15 protein-coding genes and 1 pseudogene are annotated in these 19,759 nt (G+C 40.7%); 7 read left to right on the top strand and 9 right to left on the bottom strand.

Annotated elements, in window-relative coordinates:
* Positions 1–315: 315 nt before the first annotated feature.
* Complete coding sequence (locus AAC854_RS16860) at positions 316–1,176, top strand: hypothetical protein (protein ID WP_340618137.1); 861 nt, start codon at positions 316–318, stop codon at positions 1,174–1,176.
* 105 nt (positions 1,177–1,281) lie between these two features.
* On the opposite strand, the gene AAC854_RS16855 is transcribed toward AAC854_RS16860, so the two are convergent.
* From AAC854_RS16855 to AAC854_RS16840, 4 genes are all read right to left on the bottom strand, one after another.
* The gene (locus AAC854_RS16855) at positions 1,282–2,550 is read right to left on the bottom strand and encodes an ATP-binding protein (RefSeq protein WP_340618136.1); all 1,269 of its coding nucleotides are present in this window, start codon (positions 2,548–2,550) and stop codon (positions 1,282–1,284) included.
* 66 nt (positions 2,551–2,616) lie between these two features.
* Positions 2,617–2,799 carry a DUF2474 domain-containing protein gene (locus AAC854_RS16850; protein ID WP_340618135.1) on the bottom strand — a complete coding sequence of 61 codons (183 nt, stop codon included), beginning with the start codon at positions 2,797–2,799 and terminating at the stop codon, positions 2,617–2,619.
* Positions 2,756–3,763: a cytochrome d ubiquinol oxidase subunit II gene (gene cydB / locus AAC854_RS16845; protein ID WP_340618134.1), complete on the bottom strand. Its 1,008-nt coding sequence runs from the start codon at positions 3,761–3,763 to the stop codon at positions 2,756–2,758. The genes AAC854_RS16850 and cydB overlap by 44 nt, the downstream gene beginning before the upstream one ends.
* Positions 3,753–5,102, bottom strand: coding sequence for a cytochrome ubiquinol oxidase subunit I (locus tag AAC854_RS16840; protein ID WP_340618133.1), 1,350 nt, complete (start codon positions 5,100–5,102; stop codon positions 3,753–3,755). Before AAC854_RS16840 ends, cydB begins: the two co-directional genes overlap by 11 nt.
* A 547-nt stretch (positions 5,103–5,649) precedes the next feature.
* Between AAC854_RS16840 and AAC854_RS16835 the strand changes: the two genes are divergently transcribed.
* The 4 genes and pseudogenes from AAC854_RS16835 to AAC854_RS16820 all read left to right on the top strand — a co-directional run bounded on the left by AAC854_RS16835 (position 5,650) and on the right by AAC854_RS16820 (position 9,134).
* Complete coding sequence (locus AAC854_RS16835) at positions 5,650–7,071, top strand: aminotransferase-like domain-containing protein (RefSeq protein ID WP_340618132.1); 1,422 nt, start codon at positions 5,650–5,652, stop codon at positions 7,069–7,071.
* A gap of 126 nt (positions 7,072–7,197) precedes the next feature.
* Positions 7,198–7,767, top strand: coding sequence for a HutD/Ves family protein (locus AAC854_RS16830; protein ID WP_340618131.1), 570 nt, complete (start codon positions 7,198–7,200; stop codon positions 7,765–7,767).
* A gap of 300 nt (positions 7,768–8,067) precedes the next feature.
* A pseudogene (locus AAC854_RS16825) lies at positions 8,068–8,559 on the top strand (omptin family outer membrane protease); the annotation flags it as partial.
* A 68-nt stretch (positions 8,560–8,627) separates the two neighbouring features.
* Positions 8,628–9,134, top strand: coding sequence for an omptin family outer membrane protease (locus AAC854_RS16820; RefSeq protein WP_422824100.1), 507 nt, complete (start codon positions 8,628–8,630; stop codon positions 9,132–9,134).
* Positions 9,135–9,191: 57 nt separating this feature from the next.
* Here the strand turns inward: AAC854_RS16820 and AAC854_RS16815 are convergent, their stop codons facing one another.
* From AAC854_RS16815 to AAC854_RS16800, 4 genes are all read right to left on the bottom strand, one after another.
* The gene (locus AAC854_RS16815) at positions 9,192–9,938 is read right to left on the bottom strand and encodes a 50S ribosomal protein L11 methyltransferase (RefSeq protein ID WP_340618129.1); all 747 of its coding nucleotides are present in this window, start codon (positions 9,936–9,938) and stop codon (positions 9,192–9,194) included.
* A 204-nt stretch (positions 9,939–10,142) separates the two neighbouring features.
* Complete coding sequence (gene lhgO, locus AAC854_RS16810; protein WP_340618128.1) at positions 10,143–11,333, bottom strand: L-2-hydroxyglutarate oxidase; 1,191 nt, start codon at positions 11,331–11,333, stop codon at positions 10,143–10,145.
* Positions 11,326–13,299, bottom strand: coding sequence for a TRAP transporter permease (locus AAC854_RS16805; RefSeq protein ID WP_340618127.1), 1,974 nt, complete (start codon positions 13,297–13,299; stop codon positions 11,326–11,328). Before AAC854_RS16805 ends, lhgO begins: the two co-directional genes overlap by 8 nt.
* A 54-nt stretch (positions 13,300–13,353) precedes the next feature.
* Positions 13,354–14,403 carry a TAXI family TRAP transporter solute-binding subunit gene (locus AAC854_RS16800; protein ID WP_340618126.1) on the bottom strand — a complete coding sequence of 350 codons (1,050 nt, stop codon included), beginning with the start codon at positions 14,401–14,403 and terminating at the stop codon, positions 13,354–13,356.
* Positions 14,404–14,649: 246 nt separating this feature from the next.
* Here AAC854_RS16800 and AAC854_RS16795 point away from each other — a divergent pair, with 246 nt between their 5' ends.
* Together AAC854_RS16795 and AAC854_RS16790 are read left to right on the top strand one after the other, a co-directional pair.
* On the top strand, positions 14,650–15,486 hold the full coding sequence (locus AAC854_RS16795) for an alpha/beta fold hydrolase (RefSeq protein WP_340618125.1): 837 nt from the start codon (positions 14,650–14,652) through the stop codon (positions 15,484–15,486).
* A 966-nt stretch (positions 15,487–16,452) separates the two neighbouring features.
* The gene (locus AAC854_RS16790) at positions 16,453–17,847 is read left to right on the top strand and encodes an amidohydrolase family protein (protein WP_340618124.1); all 1,395 of its coding nucleotides are present in this window, start codon (positions 16,453–16,455) and stop codon (positions 17,845–17,847) included.
* A 48-nt stretch (positions 17,848–17,895) separates the two neighbouring features.
* Here the strand turns inward: AAC854_RS16790 and thrS are convergent, their stop codons facing one another.
* A complete protein-coding gene (thrS, locus tag AAC854_RS16785; protein ID WP_340618123.1) occupies positions 17,896–19,080 on the bottom strand; it encodes a threonine--tRNA ligase in 1,185 nt (394 codons plus the stop codon).
* Positions 19,081–19,759: the final 679 nt, after the last annotated feature.

Raw genomic sequence — 19,759 nt, 5'->3', positions numbered from 1 at the left:
TTTAGGTGGACTGATTGCTTACTGCCTTAAATTGAAAAAACCATCACTGAAAGTTTTCTACTTAGAAGAAGATGTTCCAATGATGGCTTAAGCAGAATTCGGGTTAATTATGATTTTTTTATATAAAAGGTGACACGGAATCATCATTGTCAGTAAATAGGGTAATTGCTTAAATGTGTCGATATGTTTATAAAATAAATATATCTTCATTATCTTAAATTTAATTTAATAACCTTGTTATTTTTTTCATTGTATAGGATGATGTATTTATCCTTAAGTTTAAAACATAATTATGCAACTTTTTAAGGAGCAGGTATGAAATCCAACGAATCCAGTAAATTGGAATTGCAGAGAAAATATTGGGATAAATATAGAGAAGAGACACGCAGGCGATGGAATGAAAAGGCTGTGGATACCATGATAGAGAAAGGAAGGAAATGGCATAGGAATTTGCATGATGACCTGAGATGGAATATAGAAGAATTGCGGAATGAAATTCAAAGAAACCCATTATCTGATAAAGAACAACAATTTGCTAATGCATTTAGAAGCAAAAAACTTTTCATTGTTCATGCAAGTTCCGCTGTTCTGACAAATAATCCTCAAAAAAATTTACTTATTTGCTCTAGGCAATATCTGGAGGATAAAAAAATGAAATTTTCAACTGATAACTCTACACAAGATGATGTTTACGAGTTAGGTAATTTGGACTATGTGTTTTTTTCACTTGAGGTAGGTGATAAATTGCAAAAATCTCGTAGTCGATTTGGCAATAATTTCTATCGTATTCCCTACACAAAAAATAATGTAGCCCTTCGGCATTCTTCAATGACATTGGTTGACCAACTTGCACCCGAATCATATGATGGTAAAATGATTAAGGGTCTTACTAGTTCTACACGCGATTACCTTAAAAGAAGAAATTTCATGAGTTGTAGAGTATTTTTCTTGGGTATTGATAATTGTCTGGATGGGCTTCTTTACTCAATAATTATTGAGACAAGAAATCTTAATGAAGAAAAATTAAAGTCTGACGCAGAAAAGATTCTATGTGCACGGACTGATGATGAAATGAATCGTGTTATCAATGGACTATTTCGCCCTGAGGTTAGGGTGCCGAGAATATTCAGTGCTTCTATAGCTGAGTATCAAGCAATAATGGATAAAAGATATTAATGATGTTCACAAAACTAACAAAGTATTTATTATTAAACATCCAAGCTATGGAAAGCAGAAGATTAATTTATTAAGTCAATTAACTTTTTACGTCATAATGTTTATTTATAACGGAAATTGAATCTCAATTTCTGTGCCATTTTTTCTGCGCTTTTTAATTTTCATCTGCCCTGAAATCAAAGATACCCGTTCTCGCATAATTGCCAGACCAAACTGTTCTTGGTCTGTTAGTGTCAGAGGCATTCCACAGCCATTATCACTAATAACGGTAATAATTTTTTTCCCGACAGGATAAATACGAATGCTGATCCAAGTCGCGGCGGCATGTTTGTAGCAATTATTCAGAGCTTCCCGGATAATCTGCACCAGATGCCGACCATGCCCAATGGGAATAATTTGGTGCGTGATCCGGTAATGAAATTCAATGTTAAATCCCAGTCGGTGGTTGAATTCTTTGATTAAAGTTTTCAATGATTCAAATAAATCATGATGGTTTCTCTCTGTACGCAGTGAGACCAGCATTTCTCTAAATTGTTGCCCTGCGATATCCAACTCTTCTTTGATCATCCTTAAGGAGATCAATCCTTGTCGAGAGAATTTATCGGTGCGGAAATGCAGACTATTAATCTGAATCTTCAGGAATAGGAATGATTGCGCTACAGTGTCATGCAGCTCTCTGGAAATGGCTTTCCGGTCATCGCTGATATTTTGTTTAATTTGTTGGCGCACTGTATTTTTGAGCGATATATGCCTTGCCAGTGCGTCAGTAACAGATTGAATCAAATTTTTTTCGTAATAAGATAAAACCCGATCCTGATGAATGAGGATCTGAATCATGCCGTGGAAAGTCTGTTTATCATATAAATCCCATTTCATCATCCGTGGAAGATAAGTATTTAAGGTATTATCCGGGTATTCAAAATGGTATTTTCTTGGTGGATGATAAAGCGTGATCCTGACTTCATTGAAAGGCACTAACTGGTTAAGTAGGTAAAATGCCATATGAAAATTATCAGATAATGCAGTATTAAGATTTAGCTGAGAATGAACGGAGATGAGAAAACGTAAGTATTGTTTTTCCTGTTTCAGGATCGCTATTTTTCTTTGCTTCTTTGTGAAAAATAATTTTGAAAACAATGCCTTTGAAAATAATTTCTCTGAAAAAAATGCAATACGAAATGAAATGAAATTTGCTCTATGGAGCAAAATAAATAAAAGTAATATATTCAAAACGTTAAAAATTGCCCACAATTTTTCAATCAACGAAAGTGGGGTATTGAATCCCAGAAACAGAAGCACAAACAAATTAATGGCGATAGCCGTACCACACAACCAGCCTGTTGCCGTTACTGGATTGTCAGAGAAGGTTTTCATCAGTTAAACAATCCTCTTGTTGTCCTGATCAAAACCTTAGCTCAATTAATTAAAAAAGGTTAGTTATCACTGGATTTTCATACCCGCCGTTGTCATTAAGGCGCGAAATAACGTGGATACGGCGTAGAGAGCAAGTACACTGCAAAGCCAAATTGTAACCATCCAACCCAAGCGTTTCCATATTGAGGGGCGTAGTGGGTCAGTTTCAGTGATAACCTTGTTCGTGAGAGATTTTTCCTCGGAAGACATAATAACTCCAAAAGGTATAAGTCAAAATGATCGGGATGATGAATAAGGCACCAACCAGCATAAAACCTAATGATTGAGGCGGCGATGCGGCCTCTTCATAACTAATGAAAGGAGGAATGATGCTGGGCCAAATGCTGATCCCCAGCCCACTGAACCCCATGAAAATCAGTAACAATGCGGTAAAAAATGGAGAGTAATGGCTTGAATTCTGCGTGGCTTTCAATAGGTTCCAGCTCGACCACAATATTAATAATGGTACGGGCATGAAGAAAAACAGATTTGGCAGGCTGAACCAGCGTTCAGCAATCGTTGAATGGGCCAAAGGTGTCCAAATACTGATTATGGTAATGACTGCGAGCATCAGTAATGTTAGGGGACGCAGAATGCGATACATTTGTTGTTGCAGATGCCCTTCGGTTTTCATCACCAACCAGCAGCAGCCTAATAAAGCATAGGCGACGACAAGACCAAGCCCGCAAAATAGAGGGAAAGGTGCCAGCCAGTCAAAATAACCACCGGCATAAACACGATTTTCGACGGGAAAACCTTCAATAACCGCACCAACGACAATACCCTGCATAAAGGTGGCAAGTATTGAACCAATAATGAACGCCTTATCCCAAAGATGTTGGTGTTCCGGGGTAGCCTTGAAGCGAAATTCAAAAGCGACACCACGAAATATCAGGCCTAACAGCATAACGGTCAGCGGAATTGCCAGAGCATCTAAAATCACGGCGTAGGCCAATGGGAATGCACCAAATAACCCGGCTCCTCCCAGCACCAACCAAGTTTCATTACCATCCCAGACAGGAGCAACAGAATTCATCATTAAATCCCGATTGGGTTGTTCCTTGATTGCCGGATACAAAATACCGATGCCGAGATCAAAACCATCCATCACGATATACATCATGGTGCTGAATATGATGATCAGGAACCAAATCAGGGGGAGATCAATACCCATTTGTTAACTCCTTATTGGGATCTTGATTGAAACCTTTACGGATAAGTTTCATCATATAGATGTAACCGATGCCGAAAACGGCAGCATAGACGACAAAGAAAGTCAGCAGGCTAATACTCATGTGGATATCACCATGCGCTGATACTGCATCTTTGGTGCGCATCAGGCCATAGACAACCCATGGCTGGCGACCAATTTCTGTAGTAAACCAACCGGCCAGAATGGCGATAAGGCCAGAAGGTGCCATAAAAAGCATAAAACGAAGAAAAAGCCGATTTTCATACAGGCGTTTTTTATGGCGCAGCCATAGCCCCCAGAACCCGGCAAAAATCATTAACATCCCAAGCCCTACCATGACTCGGAATGACCAGAACACCATAAAGACGTTCGGGCGATCTTCGGGTGCAAATTCTTTCAGTGCCGGAACCTGTTTATCCAGACTGTGTGTCAGGATCAGGCTGGCAAGGTAAGGGATTTTGATGGCATAACGTGTTTCTTCCGTTTCTTGAGCAGGAATGCCAAACAGAATTAATGGCGTGGCTTCACCTGCGTGATTTTCCCAATGGCCTTCCATTGCGGCAACTTTAGCAGGCTGGTGTTTCAATGTATTTAACCCGTGCATATCGCCAATTATGGCTTGCAACGGCGCAATGAACAGAATCATCCACATTGCCATTGACAACATTTTTCGCATGGCTGATGAATCATTACCTTTTAGCAGATGCCATGCAGCAGAAGCAGCAATAAAAAATGCCGAGGCAAGAAATGCAGCAGTTCCCATATGCAGTAAACGATAAGGAAAAGAAGGATTAAAAATCACCGCTAACCAGTCAACGGGCACGATTTGATTATTAACAATCTCATAGCCTTGTGGCGTCTGCATCCAGCTATTGGAGGCTAATATCCAGAATGTGGAAATAATCGTACCAAGTGCCACCATACAAGTTGCGAAAAAGTGCAGCCTTTCTCCGACTCGGCTCCAACCAAACAGCATGACGCCTAAAAATCCGGCTTCAAGAAAAAATGCTGTCAGCACCTCATAAACCAGCAAAGGGCCTGTGACAGAACCGGCAAAATCAGAGAAGAAACTCCAGTTAGTGCCGAATTGGTAAGCCATTACCAAGCCAGAAACAACGCCCATACCGAAATTAACTGCAAAAATTTTTGACCAGAAGTGGTATAACGTTTTGTAATCAGTATTCCGTGTTTTAAGCCATAAGCCTTCCAATACCGCGAGGAAGCTGGCTAAGCCTATCGTAATAGCGGGGAAGATGATGTGAAAAGAAACTGTAAATGCAAATTGTATCCTTGCAAGTTCAAGGGCATTTAACCCGAACATAGTGACCTCTTGTTGAAATCGATTGGGTATATGAGCAAACGAAGTTAGAAAGTGTGGATAAGTAGAACATAGAGATCTTGGGTATAATAGTTACAATTTTTTGTTTATTGGCTATAACAGTTTGAGTAAAGATCAAGCATAGGGCATGTCATGAACAATTAGCGGGATGATTCGTCGGTCGATATAATTAATTTTTTTATTATAAAATCTCAATGGATAAATATTAATAATATTTAACGGAAAAATAGAGAGTTTTCATTCACTATAAATTAGTAAATTATTTTTTAGCTTTAATTTCACATCATGTATTGAATGGTTTCAGATTTATTTTTATGAAAATATAACTGATTAATTAAATAACCTTAAAGTCGGCATAAGGTAGATTATGAAAAAGAATATTATGGTTGTTTTTGGATTTGGTAAAGTCAGGCAGCATTCTTTGTTGATGGATGAGTAATATATAGATATTTAAGGTATAGATATTTAAGGTATAATAATTTCTTTTTTTCATTCTATAACTATAACACTTAAACCGGAAGCCTGGCATATGACGCGTTATGAACAGTTAGCTGGAATGATACGCCAGCAGATAGAAGACGATATTTGGCAAGTTGGTGACAGGTTACCATCGCTACGGGAATCGGTAAAATCGTCAGGGTTGAGCTTGATGACGGTGCTGCAAGCCTATCAATTGCTGGAAAGTCAGGGATGGATCGTCGCGCGACCGCAATCAGGATATTATGTCGCCACTCGGTTAAAGCCCTTTGCTGCGGCAAAGGGAGGGAAGGAACTTAATTTAAGTGAAAATGTGGAAATTAGCGCGTCTATTTTTGGTGTTTTGCAGGCATGTAAAGATCCGCAAATTATCCCTTTCGGCTCGGCTTTTCCTGATCCTTCCCTGTTGGCAGAACCCAAACTTTCAAAAATACTGGCTTCAGTCGCCCGTCGGTTTGTTCCACATAATTCGCTGGCAAATCTGCCGCCGGGTAATGAAAAATTACGGCGCAATATATCTCGCCGTTATGCTGCCCACGGTATCCACGTTTCACCGGATGAGGTTGTTATTACTGCGGGGGCCATGGAATCATTAAGTTTCAGCCTGCAATCCGCCACTTCTCCGGGAGATTGGGTAGTGATTGAATCTCCAGCTTTTTATGGCGCGTTACAAGCGATAGAACGATTACGATTGAAAGCTATCGCGATTAAAACAGATCCACATACAGGCATTGACTTAGATACATTGGAAGAAATCGTACAAAAATATCCAATAAAAGCCTGTTGGTTGATGTCGCGTTTTCAAAACCCACTGTGCAGCACGATGCCATCTGAAAATAAACAGCGGCTGGTGGAAATTCTAAATCAAAACCAGATCGCCCTGATTGAAGATGATGTATATGGTGAACTGTATTTCGAGCAGGAACCTCCTGCGCCAATAAAGGCATGGGATACAGAAAATAATTTTATGCACTGTTCATCATTTTCAAAATGCCTTGCACCCGGATATCGGGTCGGTTGGGTTGCTGCGGGTAAACATGCGAAGAACATTCAGCAATTACAGATGATGAGCACGGTGTCAGCCAGTACACCCACCCAGTTGGCCATTGCGGATTATCTGGCGCAAGGAGGGTATGACAATCATCTGCGGCGGCTGCGACGCCAGTTGGAGCAACGGCAAGGCCAGATGTTACGGGCAATTAGTGAATATTTCCCTCGGTCAGTGAAAGTAAACAGTGCCCGTGGGGGGTATTTTCTTTGGTTGGAGTTTGAACCACCTTTCAATGCCAATCGACTATACCAATTGGCACTTGCTAAAAATATTAGTATTGCGCCGGGTAGTATGTTCTCCACCAGTTCTCAGTTTGATCATGCTTTCCGTCTGAATACTTCATTTGCATGGAATGAAGTGCTGGCTGTTGCAATGAAAGATTTGGGGAGTATGTGCCACATGTTTCTCAAGGAATGCGGGTAATCAATCACACTTCAACTATCTCAATATTGTCGCAGGAAGAATTATTTGCGAATGTTCCTATTAACAATCTGACATTAATCATCTTTTTACGCTGTAAACAGAATATAAAAGTGGTGAGGGAGTGGCATGAAAATGAAATGTTTCGATTATGCAACATTACCAAAAGAGCAATGGTCTGAAGGGAGAGGCGAAACAAGGGATATTGTTTGCTGGCCAGTTTCTGATGATTTTGCCTGGCGAGCCTGTTTTACGACCATTCAGCAAAGTGGCGCATTGGGGCAGTTCCCTGATATTGAACGCTCCATTGTTTTGTTGAAAGGAAAAGGTGTCCGCTTGACCAGTCCGGGTTTTTTGGAGCATGAACTGGTGAAAAAAATGACACCATTCCATTTTTCAGGCGATATTCAGGGGCATGCTGAATTGTTGGATGGCCCGATTCAGTGCTTCAATATTATGACCCGCCGTTCCTGTTGGACTTCTGAGATCTCATTGGTTTCCGATGAACGACTATTGCCGACATCTCACAGTGGTGTACTTTATGTTTTAAAAGGCCGTTGGGAAATGACAGGCGCAAATAGTGCTCAGCTTGCTTTTGGTCAGGGAGCATGGTGGTTGCCGGATATCAGGGAAGGGGTTATTAAGCCATTAGTTACAGATAGCCAATTATTATGGGTTGATTTACGCCCTGCTGGATGAATCACCTTGTGATAATTGATAAATATTATTTATGTAATAACGTTAGTAGCCTGATATCAAATCAGGCTACTAACAGCTAACCCAATGTCCATTTTTGAAAAATAAAAAAAGAAGGCATAAAGAACATAACGATATACTATAAAAATACCGTTATTATAAATAATACATCATTCAAAAGTTATTTCTTTATTGATAGTATCTTTTTGTAATTATTTAGTGACTACTCGCTATTAAGGATGATCAAGGAACTGATCTGGAAAGCGGGTTTGGGTTCTTATTTCTTACTAAGGACACATAATTATGAAAAGAATATTGATAATCTTTCCATTGGTGTTTCTGTCTTTTGAAGCAACATCGGCAGAACCTTCATCATCACCTTTAGCACTCAATTTGAATTCTGACAGCCTCTCTTTTGATGTTGGATTAGGTTGGTTGAAAGGGGAATCAAAAGAATATGTTTACAATCCTAATTCGAAATATAAGATTAGCCAGCTTAATTGGAATATTGGTAATGCTTTGATCGCCAAGGGAAATATTTCTTGGGATGCTCTTTATAGACTCACATTAAATACTCGTGGTTGGATTAAATTAACTTCACGTAATAGCAGTATGGATGATTATGACTGGGGACCGAAACAAAGTCATTGGAATGACTGGTCATCCAGCCCAGATTCCCCACTTAATTATGCTAATGAATTCGATTTAAATGTGACAGGATGGTTAATTAAGCAGTTTAATTACAAGTTAGGTGCAATATTGGGTTATCAGGAAACACGTTTCAGTTGGACAGCTTATACTCTTCGTCTTTCAAGTCGCCTCTTTGTTGGCTGCGCTCATTCACCCCGGTCACATAGTTACCTATGCTCCCGGGGATTCATTCCCTTGCCGCCGCGACGCATCTTGAAATCCATTGGGTATATGGGGGGCATTATATCTATAATAATGGAAAGAACATTGGCGATTTTTCTCCAGAAGTACCAGGAATAGGTTATCAACAAAAATATCGTTTGCCCTATATTGGATTAATAGGACAGTATCGTTATCAAAATCTGGAATTTAATGTTCTGTTGAAATTCAGTCAGTGGGTGAAAGCTAAAGATCACGATGAACATTATATGCGCAATTTAACTTATTATGAGGAATCTAATAATGTCCGTTACTATAGCATCAGTATAGATGCTGGTTATTATGTAACACCGAAAGTTAAGGTGTATACGGCATTTGTCTGGAATAAATATCGCGAAGGTAAAGGTGATACGAAGATATTTAACAATAATATCAGAAAAAATTATTATTCCGGAGGAGATTCAGCCGGAATTGAGAATCGGAATTACAGGATAGATTTTGGTGTACAATACCGTTTTTAATTTTCTTGTTTTGCCCAGTGAATACTGGGCAAAACTTCGCTGATTTTCTCATCTGACTTATTTACTTATTTCATGAAAACTCCACCATACTCCAAATTTTGTCTCTCTTTTTTCCTTGTGTTCAACGGAATATTTTTGAAGCATTTTATAGAAAGTCTCCGTTGGGCCAAATTCTGCGAATGTCATAAACATCACTCCTTCATTAGTCAGATAGTCACGATACTGACTAAAAAGAGTTTCCCCGTAACTTGATATGGTATGTCCGGAAAGTTTTTTTTCAGGCCAGGATGCAGGAGAAATTGGCCCATTGGCAAATATGTAGTCATATTTACCATCGACAGATTCAAAGATATTACTATTTATAAAACGAATGTCAGTCACTTTATTCAGATAAGCATTATGCTTAGCATGATGCAATATATCGTCATTGATATCTGTTGCTGTTATTAAAGATGCGCCGTTAAGGGCGGAATAAATGGCAAGAATGCCACTGCCAGTTCCTATGTCAAGGACTTTTTTTCCAGTAAAATCAAGGTGATTAATATTTTTTATAAGTAATGGTGTAGAGTGTGTTTGTAATGGGGATGGAAGAAATACTTGAGGAATAACAGCTAGTTTAATTCCTGCCAGTGTTATTTTTACAGTAACTCCATTACTCATCCGTAATTTTTCCTGCTCCAACCACCATTCTATATAATGTTTGCAATTCTTATTCATAATAAGCTCTTTTTTAGGATGACTTGCAAGTATGAAGGATAGTTGATCATTGTTATTTATTGATATTTCTGTGGCTAAACCAGCCATTATTGGATATTACTTCCATCAATTCTATCAGTATGCTATTCATTGTCGCTATTACATATTTTATTATTAGGCGATTTTTGAACGAAGAGTATCTCAATACGAAGATAAATTGACTTGGATTAGCATTAATTAAGGCTATCCGAATTAATTTAAACTGACAGATACCGAAAAAATGGTAACTGTCAGTTTAAAATATATCAATCCTCAAAATTCAGTGAAATATTGCTTCACAATTTCCCTGCCAATCTCTATCGACGCCGTAGCCGCCGGAGAGGGCGCATTGCATATATGCAATGAACGGCGACCTTTTACAAAGTGAAAATCATCCACCAATTTGCCATCGTCGGTGAGTGCCTGAGCGCGAACACCGGCAGGTCCCGGTTTGATATCTTCTGGCTGCAAATCAGGAATGAGGCGACGGGCATTCTCAGTGAAAAGGCGGCGTGAAAATGAGCGCTGCATTTCTGCTACGCCTTCGCAAAAATAGCGTGTAGCAATCTTCCAAAATCCTTTGTATGTCAGCACTTCTGCTAAATCCCGTGGGTTGAAGTCTGTTTTATGATATCCCTCGCGTTTAAATGCCAGTACCGCATTTGGGCCGACATCCCGCTTGCCATTGTGCATCCGTGTAAAATGAACGCCGAGGAAAGGAAAATCAGGATTAGGCACCGGGTAAATCAGGTGATTAACCAGATAATTTTTATTGCTATTCAGTACATAATATTCGCCCCGAAATGGGACAATCTTCATGCCGGTTTCATAACCTGCCAGTTGGGCAATTCTGTCACTGTGTAATCCGGCACAATTCACCAGCCATTTGGCTTGATAACGGGTTTTTTGAGTTTGTACTTCAACATAATCCCGGTGTTCACAAATACCTTGAACCTGTTGTTGATAATGAATATCTCCACCTTTGGCCTGAATAATTTCAGCCAGTTTTGCGGCAATCTCCGGGTAATTTACAATCCCTGCATCCGGCACCAGAATTGCTTCAAGGCCATTCACATAAGGCTCGCGTTCTTTCAATTGAGCTTGTGAAAGGCGTTTGACTTCAAGGCCATTCTGTATCCCCCGTTGATAGATATTTTCCAGCAAAGGCAGCTCTTTGAGTTGGGTTGCGACAATCACTTTACCGCAACGGTCGTAATATAACCCGTGCTGCTGGCAAAACTGATATATCGTGTGGTTTCCCTGTTTTGCCAGCCGTGCTTTTAAACTGCCGGGGGGATAGTAAATGCCAGAGTGAACAACGTTGCTGTTATGGCCGCTTTGATGCGCTGCAACACCATTTTCTTTATCCAACACGAGCAAGCGCAGGTGCGGATGACGTTCTTGCAGGGCATTGGCAGTGCCAAGCCCGACTAATCCTGCTCCAATGATAATCACGTCATACATTTTTAGAATGTTCCTCATGATTTTTATTTTTCAAATGTTCCCATTTATTGCGTAAAAAATGCATGGCTCCTGCGGCGATAACCAATACTATTCCAGCCAGATCAGTCAACATTCCCGGTTTGATCAAAAGAATAGCGGCGATAGCGAAGAGAATTCTTTCTGACCAATGGGTGTTGCTTATCCAGAAATTTGCACAGGCAATGGAAAGTGAATAGATGCCAATCAGGGCAGTCAGGATCATATAACTGATGGACAGGGCGTTTAAATGGTTGCCCTGCATCAATAATGCTGGGTTGTACACTAAAATAAATGGAATAATAAAGCCCGGCAAAGCCAGTCGTACTGCGTTCCATGAAGTCTGCATTGGATCAGCACGGGCAATGCTGGCTGCTGTATAACTGGCAAGTGCCACAGGTGGTGTAATATTGGAAAGTGCGCCAAACCAGAAAACAAAGAAATGGGCCGCCAGTGGTAAAACACCGGCTTTAATTAATATGGGTGACACTGTCACGGCAACGACGATATATAAGGCAGTTGAAGGTAGCCCCATACTGAGGACAATACAAACCACCATTACAACAAGCAGAATCATCCATAGGGTATTATTGGTGAGTGAAACAATATTGAAAGCAAGAGTAGAACCAATGCCCGTCATAGTGACAACACAGATAATAACGCCAATAGCGGCACAAGCGACGGTAACTTGAATAGCCCCACGAGCAGCTTCATTCAGGGCAGCAGCAATTTTTTTGGGCGTCATGCGTACAGAAGTATCTGGTGTTATCCAGCTTGCGATGATAATCGTGATGATACCGAGGAAACCGGCATAAATCGGGGTTTTTCCGGTTAATAGCGTTCCGATCACAATAAATAGTGGTAATAATAACAAACCACGCGCTTTCAGTACGGCTTTAACTTGGGGAATATTCTCCCTACTGAGGCCTTTTAATCCTTGTTTCTTGGCTTCCAGATCAATAGCGATAATCAGGGCTGCGTAATAGAGCAGAGCCGGAATGATGGCCGCAATCACAATAGTGGTGTAGGAAATACCCAGAAAACCCGCCATGATAAATGCGGCTGCGCCCATAATAGGTGGCATGATCATGCCGCCCGTTGATGCCGCTGCTTCGACCGCACCGGCAAAACGGGATGATAGGCCGATATTTTTCATCAGAGGAATAGTAAAGGTGCCTGTTGTAGCAACGTTGGCAACAGCACTGCCACTGAGTGAACCTGTCAGGGCAGAAGAAATAACCGCAACCTGTGCTGGCCCGCCACGGCGACGTCCGGCTATTGATAGAGCAAGGTCATTGAACAAGGCCGTTGCACCACTGACACTTAAAAATGCACCAAACAGAATAAAGGTGATGATTGCTGTTGATGCGGTAGATAACGTAATACCAAAAATGCCTTCACTGGTCATGAATAAACGGAACAGCAGCCGTTCAAGCGAAAAACCGGCATGCCCGAAGATCCCCATGAAATATTGGCCGAATAGGGCATAGATAATGGCAAAAATGGATAAACCCGGTATGAAATAGCCTGTAGTGCGCCTTGCTGCTTCAAACAGCACCCCAATACCGATAACGGACATAATATAATCTGTGATGTTGGGAATGCTGTTACGCACAACATGCAAATCAGTGTAAGTAAAATAAAAATACCCATAACTTATCAGTGTGAGCAGAATAAAAAAGTAATCCCAATAATTGAATTTAGGCGTTGAATAACGTTTGGAAATTGGAAACAGAATAAAGCCTAAGACCAGAATGCCACTAAGGAAAGCTGCATTGCGGTAAAATTCTTGCGTATTGGATAACACATTGGAATAGATAGAATAAAGGGAAATAATGACAGCAAGTATGGTTGTGAACTTCAAATAGACACCCATTAAATGGCGGCCACCGGAACCTGTTTCTTTATCCAGCTCAGCAGCAGAAGATGACGTTATATTGTCAGTATTCATAGTAACTCCATAATATGATGGCCAATAGCATCCCGTTAAAAATCGGAGTGAAAATTATGGTCGATTGATCGCAGGTTTGAGTTCTGGAGGCACAAGGTAATCAGGGATATTCAGACCTATTTCGCGATAATATTGATAGGCACCAAGATGTAATGGAACGGAAACACCTTTGAGGGCATTTTCGGGCAGAATGTATTTCGCAGAGCTGTGGATTTGGTGGACTTCTTTCTGGTTTTCAAACATCGCTTTTGTTAATTCATAAATGGTTTTTTCATCTATTTTGCGCGTTGTCATCAGAATATTGGGTTGAGCGATTGTTTGAACGGACTGTTTTTGGCGAGGATAAGTTTCTGGTTTGATGATAAATCGAAACCACGAGTTAGCGATGGCGTTAATCTTCTCCAGTTGTTCATTTGTCACATTGAGGATGCGGGCAGGAACGCCGCTGGCATACATATCTGTGATAGCTGATGCTGGTACACCAGCAGGTAAGGCCCCGCCATCAAGACGTCCATCCCGCATGGCAGAAACGGTATCGCCATAGCCAAGATATTCCGGTTGGATATCCTGCTTGCTAAGATTGATGCCTTTGAGAATAATCAGTGTAGATTGTTCAGTGCCACTGGCTTGGGGCCCGACAGAAAAACGGGTTCCGGCAATATCATTCAGTGTTCCATCCTTAATCTTATTGTCTGATAAAACAAAATGTTCAACATTTGGCCAGAGCACGGATATGGAACGCAGGTCTTGATAAGGGCGATTTTCGAAATTACGGACACCTTGATAGGCTTCGACAGCGATCAAACTCTGTAAAATAGCGAGTTGTGCTTCATCTTTCTGGAGCAGGTCAATATTTTCAATCGAACCGGCTGAAGATTGCCCAGTGACCTGAATATTTTCCTGTTTCAGATGGTTACTCCATACATTGGCTAAACCGACGCCCATCGGGTAATAAGTTCCACCCGTGGAAGCGGTAGCTACGGAGAGAAAACGTTTATTGGCATTTTCTATCTTTCCTGCGATAGCCATGAAGACCAAAATAATGGCGGCAATTGTTGCCAATAGAAGTTTGAGTTTTTTCGACGTTCTCTTTTTTATTTTCATCACATAATTACCAAGTGTTGTGTAAAAAGTGCTTAATGGTTTGTTAAATTGTATACAGTATGAAACGTTAAATTCAGAGTTTAATATTTCTAATTTGTGATAGGTGTTTTGAAAATATCAAAATAAAAGATATGTAATGGCATATGGGTTTTGTGTAAGGAAAATACGAAATAACCTTTTAACGGACTACCAATGCCGATAGGTTGCCTGAGTTAATTTGTTATTAATTCTTAAGGAGATAATATAATGAAGACTACATATGATGATATTAACTATTATGATATTCAAACCCGTTATGCTGGTATATCGGTAATAGATACCGGCGGTAATGGTTTGCCCGTTCTTCTGATACATGGCAATTCAAGTTGCAAAGAAATATTCCGTCATCAAATTAACTATCTAAAAGGGAAATACCGGGTTCTGGCGTTAGATTTGCCTGGACATGGCGCATCATCAAATGCCAGTGAACCACGCCAGGCGTATTCAATGCCGAGTTATGCCCGCATTATTATTGAAGTATTGGAAAAGCTAGGAATTAACAGAGTCGTGGTTTTTGGCTGGTCATTGGGAGGGCATATTGGTTTGGAAATGTTGGCACTGTGTCCCAAAATGGTTGGGCTAATGATCTGTGGTACTCCACCGGTAGCAATTGGTGCAGATAACGTGGCCCTTGGTTTTAAGCCCTGCGAACATATGGGGCTTGCTGGCAAAGCTGATTTTACTGAAGAAGATATTAAGCATTTTGCATACGAAACTTGTGGGGTCAATGCACCTCATGAATCTTTCCTTATTGAAGCAGTAGCAAGGGCAGATGGATTGACACGACAATATATGTTTGAAGCCTTTCTTTCATCTCAAGCGACTGATCAAAAACTATTGGCTGAGACCAGCGAAATACCATTAGCGATTGTTAATGGTGCTGGAGATCCGTTTATTAACATTGACTATATTAATGGATTGAATTACCGAAATCTTTGGAAAAATCAGGTATTCAATTTAGCGAATGTTGACCATGCTCCATTCTGGGAAGTTCCAGACATATTTAACCCGATTTTGGCTGAGTTTCTCAATGATTTTCAATGAATTTAATGGCTGTCCATACTACTAATCCGCCCATTTTTTATTTGAATAAAACAATATTAAGGATACCCTTTATGTTAAGAAAGGGTATCCTTATCTTCTTATTCATATTGTATCAGTTATTTTTAAATGACAGTTTATCTGCCTGTATTAACTCATTGAATAACAAAGTTTATTGTCTGCATATTTAGGGCTTAATTATAAGCATCCTTCTCTTACGTAACCCCAAAAACCAGAGTTAGGAATTTTTTCACATGATTTTATGCAAAAGATTTTTGCGACACCAGTAAAAACATTACAAACATACGCATTTGCGTTGGTAGTAACAGTTACTCCGATAATTAATGAAAGTATACAAGCAGCTAGTTTTCTATTCATGATTTAATTCCTCAGTAAGAATATAAGTATTTACATGATAAAGATTTGTACTAATGCTAAAACTAATCTAGCTTTCACAATTGAGTGGTACGTTGTTTATATTTAACAACATGCCACAACAATAACGCATTGATCTCTTACATTATTATGTTTGAGTTGAGATTTTTTGAGTATATGTTTTGGTTTATTGAGATATTAGCTAATAATCAATGTTGATAAGCTTATGCAACTTAACTATTTAGGATATCGTATTGTTCATTTGTTGTTTTTGATGTTATATATTTAATTTTACCTTGACTACAGATTTGTTCATCCTATTTATATTCTATTGAAAATAAAAATAACGTTCCTTATAATCATTTAAATTTATTAATTTTCTTATTAAAGAGAATGGGTTGTTAAATTTATTAAGGTGTCGATGTGATTACATTATAAATTCCAGAAGCCTATACTCTAACTGCTCTATAAAATACCAAGATAGGTAAACCGCGATCCATTCGGACTGTTATCATCGGAGGGCGGGATATTTCGGTACCACACTGTACAGTAAGGTGGGTATGTGTATTGTTAGCGACTAAAAAGGAAGAAGGCATGAACGAAAATAAAAGCCGTCGTGAATTTTTAAGCCAGAGCGGCAAAATAGTTACTACTTGTGCGTTGTTGGGCGCAGCCAGCCCTGTCGCGTATGCTGTTCAGCCGGTTACAGCAGACTGTGAAACGGACAATTCCATGCAGGTAACTGATAAGCATTATTATTTAGATAATGTTTTGCTGGAAGCGGGGTTTGCATTTGAGGGACAAACGGTAGTCGGTACTCTGACTGAACTGAAAACTCTGGAAATCAACAAGGGTAAAATTGTTGCGTTGTGCGGAAACAAACGGTACTTGGGCAGCCCATTACCACGTTACGATGCGGGTGGTAAATTGATACTCCCGGCAATGCGGGATATGCACATTCATCTGGATAAAACTTATTATGGTGGCTCGTGGCGCGCCCTCAACCGACCGGCTGGCACCACCATTCAGGATATGATCAAACTTGAGCAGAAAATACTACCGGAACTGCAACCATACACTCAGGAGCGTGCGGAAAAACTGATTGACCTTATCCAGTCGAAAGGCTCCACCATTGCCCGTAGTCACTGCAATATTGAACCAACTTCAGGACTGAAAAATCTCGAAAACCTGCAAAAAGTACTGGCACGTCGTCAAACTGGTTTTAGTTGTGAGATTGTGGCTTTTCCGCAGCACGGCCTCCTGCTTTCTGAATCAGAATCATTGATGCGTGAAGCGATGCAGGCGGGAGCACACTATGTAGGCGGCCTTGATCCCACCAGTGTTGACGGCGTGATGGAAAAGTCCCTTGATACTATGTTCCAGATTGCGCTGGACTATGACAAAGGGGTGGACATTCATCTGCACGAAACCGATCTGGCAGGCGTAGCAGCGATTAATTACATGATAGAAACCGTTGAAAAAACACCTCAGTTAAAAGGCAAACTGACCATCAGCCACGCCTTTGCACTGGCGACGCTGAATGAACAACAAGTGGATGAAATAGCTGCCCGCATGGCAGCGCAACAGATAACTATTGCGTCGACTGTGCCTATCGGTACGCTGCATATGCCGCTCAAACAGTTACGCGACAAAGGCGTATTTGTGATAACCGGCACCGATAGCGTAATCGATCACTGGTCACCATATGGCTTGGGTGACATGCTGGAAAAAGCCAACCTGTATGCACAGCTCTATATTCATCCGAACGAGCAGTCGTTGTCTCGTGCACTGGGGATTGCCACTGGCGATGTGCTGCCGCTCAATGATAAAGGCGAGCGCGTATGGCCTAAAGTGCAGGATGATGCCAGCTTTGTGCTGGTGGATGCCTCCTGTTCTGCTGAGGCAGTAGCTCGTATTTCGCCGCGAACCGCGACATTCCATAAAGGGGATATGGTGTGGGGGAGTGTGGGGAAAATGGACAGGCTTTAAATTTTCGGTCACTGAGTTATGCAGTGACCGAAACGATATTTCAGGTCGTCACAGATTTCTGTATGCAAGTAACTTATCAACCAGTTGTGCTTTTTCTATGACAGTGACCCATTTCCCCCGTCGTAACGCAACTTGACGTGTTTTCATTTCCTTCTCTCCGACAATCAGGATATTAGGAATTTTTAATTGATGGAATCGTTTGATTTTTCGGGCCACAGAACTATTACTGTGATCTGTCAGCACATGTAGATCCGCAGAGTTGAGTAAATCCACCAATGTACCGGCATAATCGAGAGCAGCTTCACTGACCGTTGCAATTGCAACGGGTAACGGATGGATCCACTCCGGCAAAGCGCCCTGAGTGACTTCCAGCAGCATGCCAAGCCATCGCTCTATTGAGCCATACATGGCTTGATGTAAGATCACCGGACGTTCTTTTTCTCCGGCAGCATTTGTGTATGCGATATCGAAGCGTTCCGGGAGATTAAAGTCCAGTTGAATTGTGCCACACTGCCATTCACGTCCCAGATTATCCTGAAGAGCCAATTCAATTTTTGGGCCATAAAATGCACCTTCTCCGATCTGTAATTCGAAATCAATTGATTCACTGTGACAGGCTTCAATTAAAATCTGTTCAGCCCTTTGCCACGAAGCGTCATCTCCCAAAGCAGATTCTGGTCGAGTAGAGATTTTGACCGAAAGCTGCTGATAGCCATACTGACTGTAAACAAGCCTGGCTCTGTTCAAAAAATAGCTGACTTCAGCCTGAACTTGTGACCAGGCACAAAAAACATGAGCATCATCCTGAGTGAACTGCCGTAGACGCAAACAGCCATTCAGAGAACCAGAAGGTTCATTACGATGGACGAGTCCAAATTCAAATAGCTTGACGGGTAGTTCCCTGTAACTGTGCACACTGTGTTTGAACAGTAAAATATGTGCCGGACAAGACATAGGCTTTAGCGCGTAATCTTGTATATCTTCCTGATCACCACCAAAAAACATATCTTCGCCATACATTGTAAGATGACCGGAAGTTTGCCATAGCTCCTTTTTCAAAAACTGGGGAGTGCGAACTTCTTGAAAACCATGTTGTTGGTAAAGTTGGCGGATATGCTGCTGAATAGCCTGAAATAACCGCCATCCATTTGGGTGCCAGAAAATCATGCCCGGCCCTTGGGGCTCTGAGTGAAACAAGTCGAGTTGTTGCGCGATTTCACGGTGAGTTTTCATAGTTTCTCCTTGATTAAACTCTGAGCGAACCGCATAAAGATGGTATAAAAAAACCCTCTGGCGAATCGCTCAGAGGGTTTTAAGAATTCAGTCGTGCCTACCCCCCGAACAACCTGATGGTTTCGGTGGTGGTAGTTTGTTGGGCTGGCTTGGCCAGAATGTAAGTCAGTTTATTTTTCATGATGCTGAAATTTTTAGCAGCCAGAATCAGAAAAAGCAAGTTAAATAATGAACTTTCCTTATAACCTCTGACTTCCTCGCTGCAACTTTTCCGCTGTCGCTTAACGGCTTTTGGTATCCATGTGATTGTCAGGTAACGTTATCCTGATAGTGCTTAGAGCCTGCTGGAACAGATCCTTAATATGACAAAACTTATGATGGATTTTTTTAAGAAAAATGATTAATTAATTCAATCGCATTCAGATCGCTATTATTGGTTAAATCCTTCCCGTTGAAGAATCGTATAAGAAGATCGGCCAGCACATCCGGGCGTTCTACCATGACGAGATGATCTGATTTTTTAATGGTGGTGAATATTGAGTTTGGAAAAATAGACGCGCAATGCTTAATATAGCAGAATCATACTAATATGTCATAATATCCAAATCCAACATGACAAGGCATAAAGTGAAATGGGTTACAGTTTAGATTTTCGAAAAAGAGTCCTGGCATACAAAGA

The organism is Xenorhabdus entomophaga, assembly GCF_037996725.1.
Taxonomy (GTDB): domain Bacteria; phylum Pseudomonadota; class Gammaproteobacteria; order Enterobacterales; family Enterobacteriaceae; genus Xenorhabdus; species Xenorhabdus khoisanae.
Note: the sequence above shows the minus strand (reverse complement) of the source record. Positions and strands in the feature narration are given on the sequence as shown.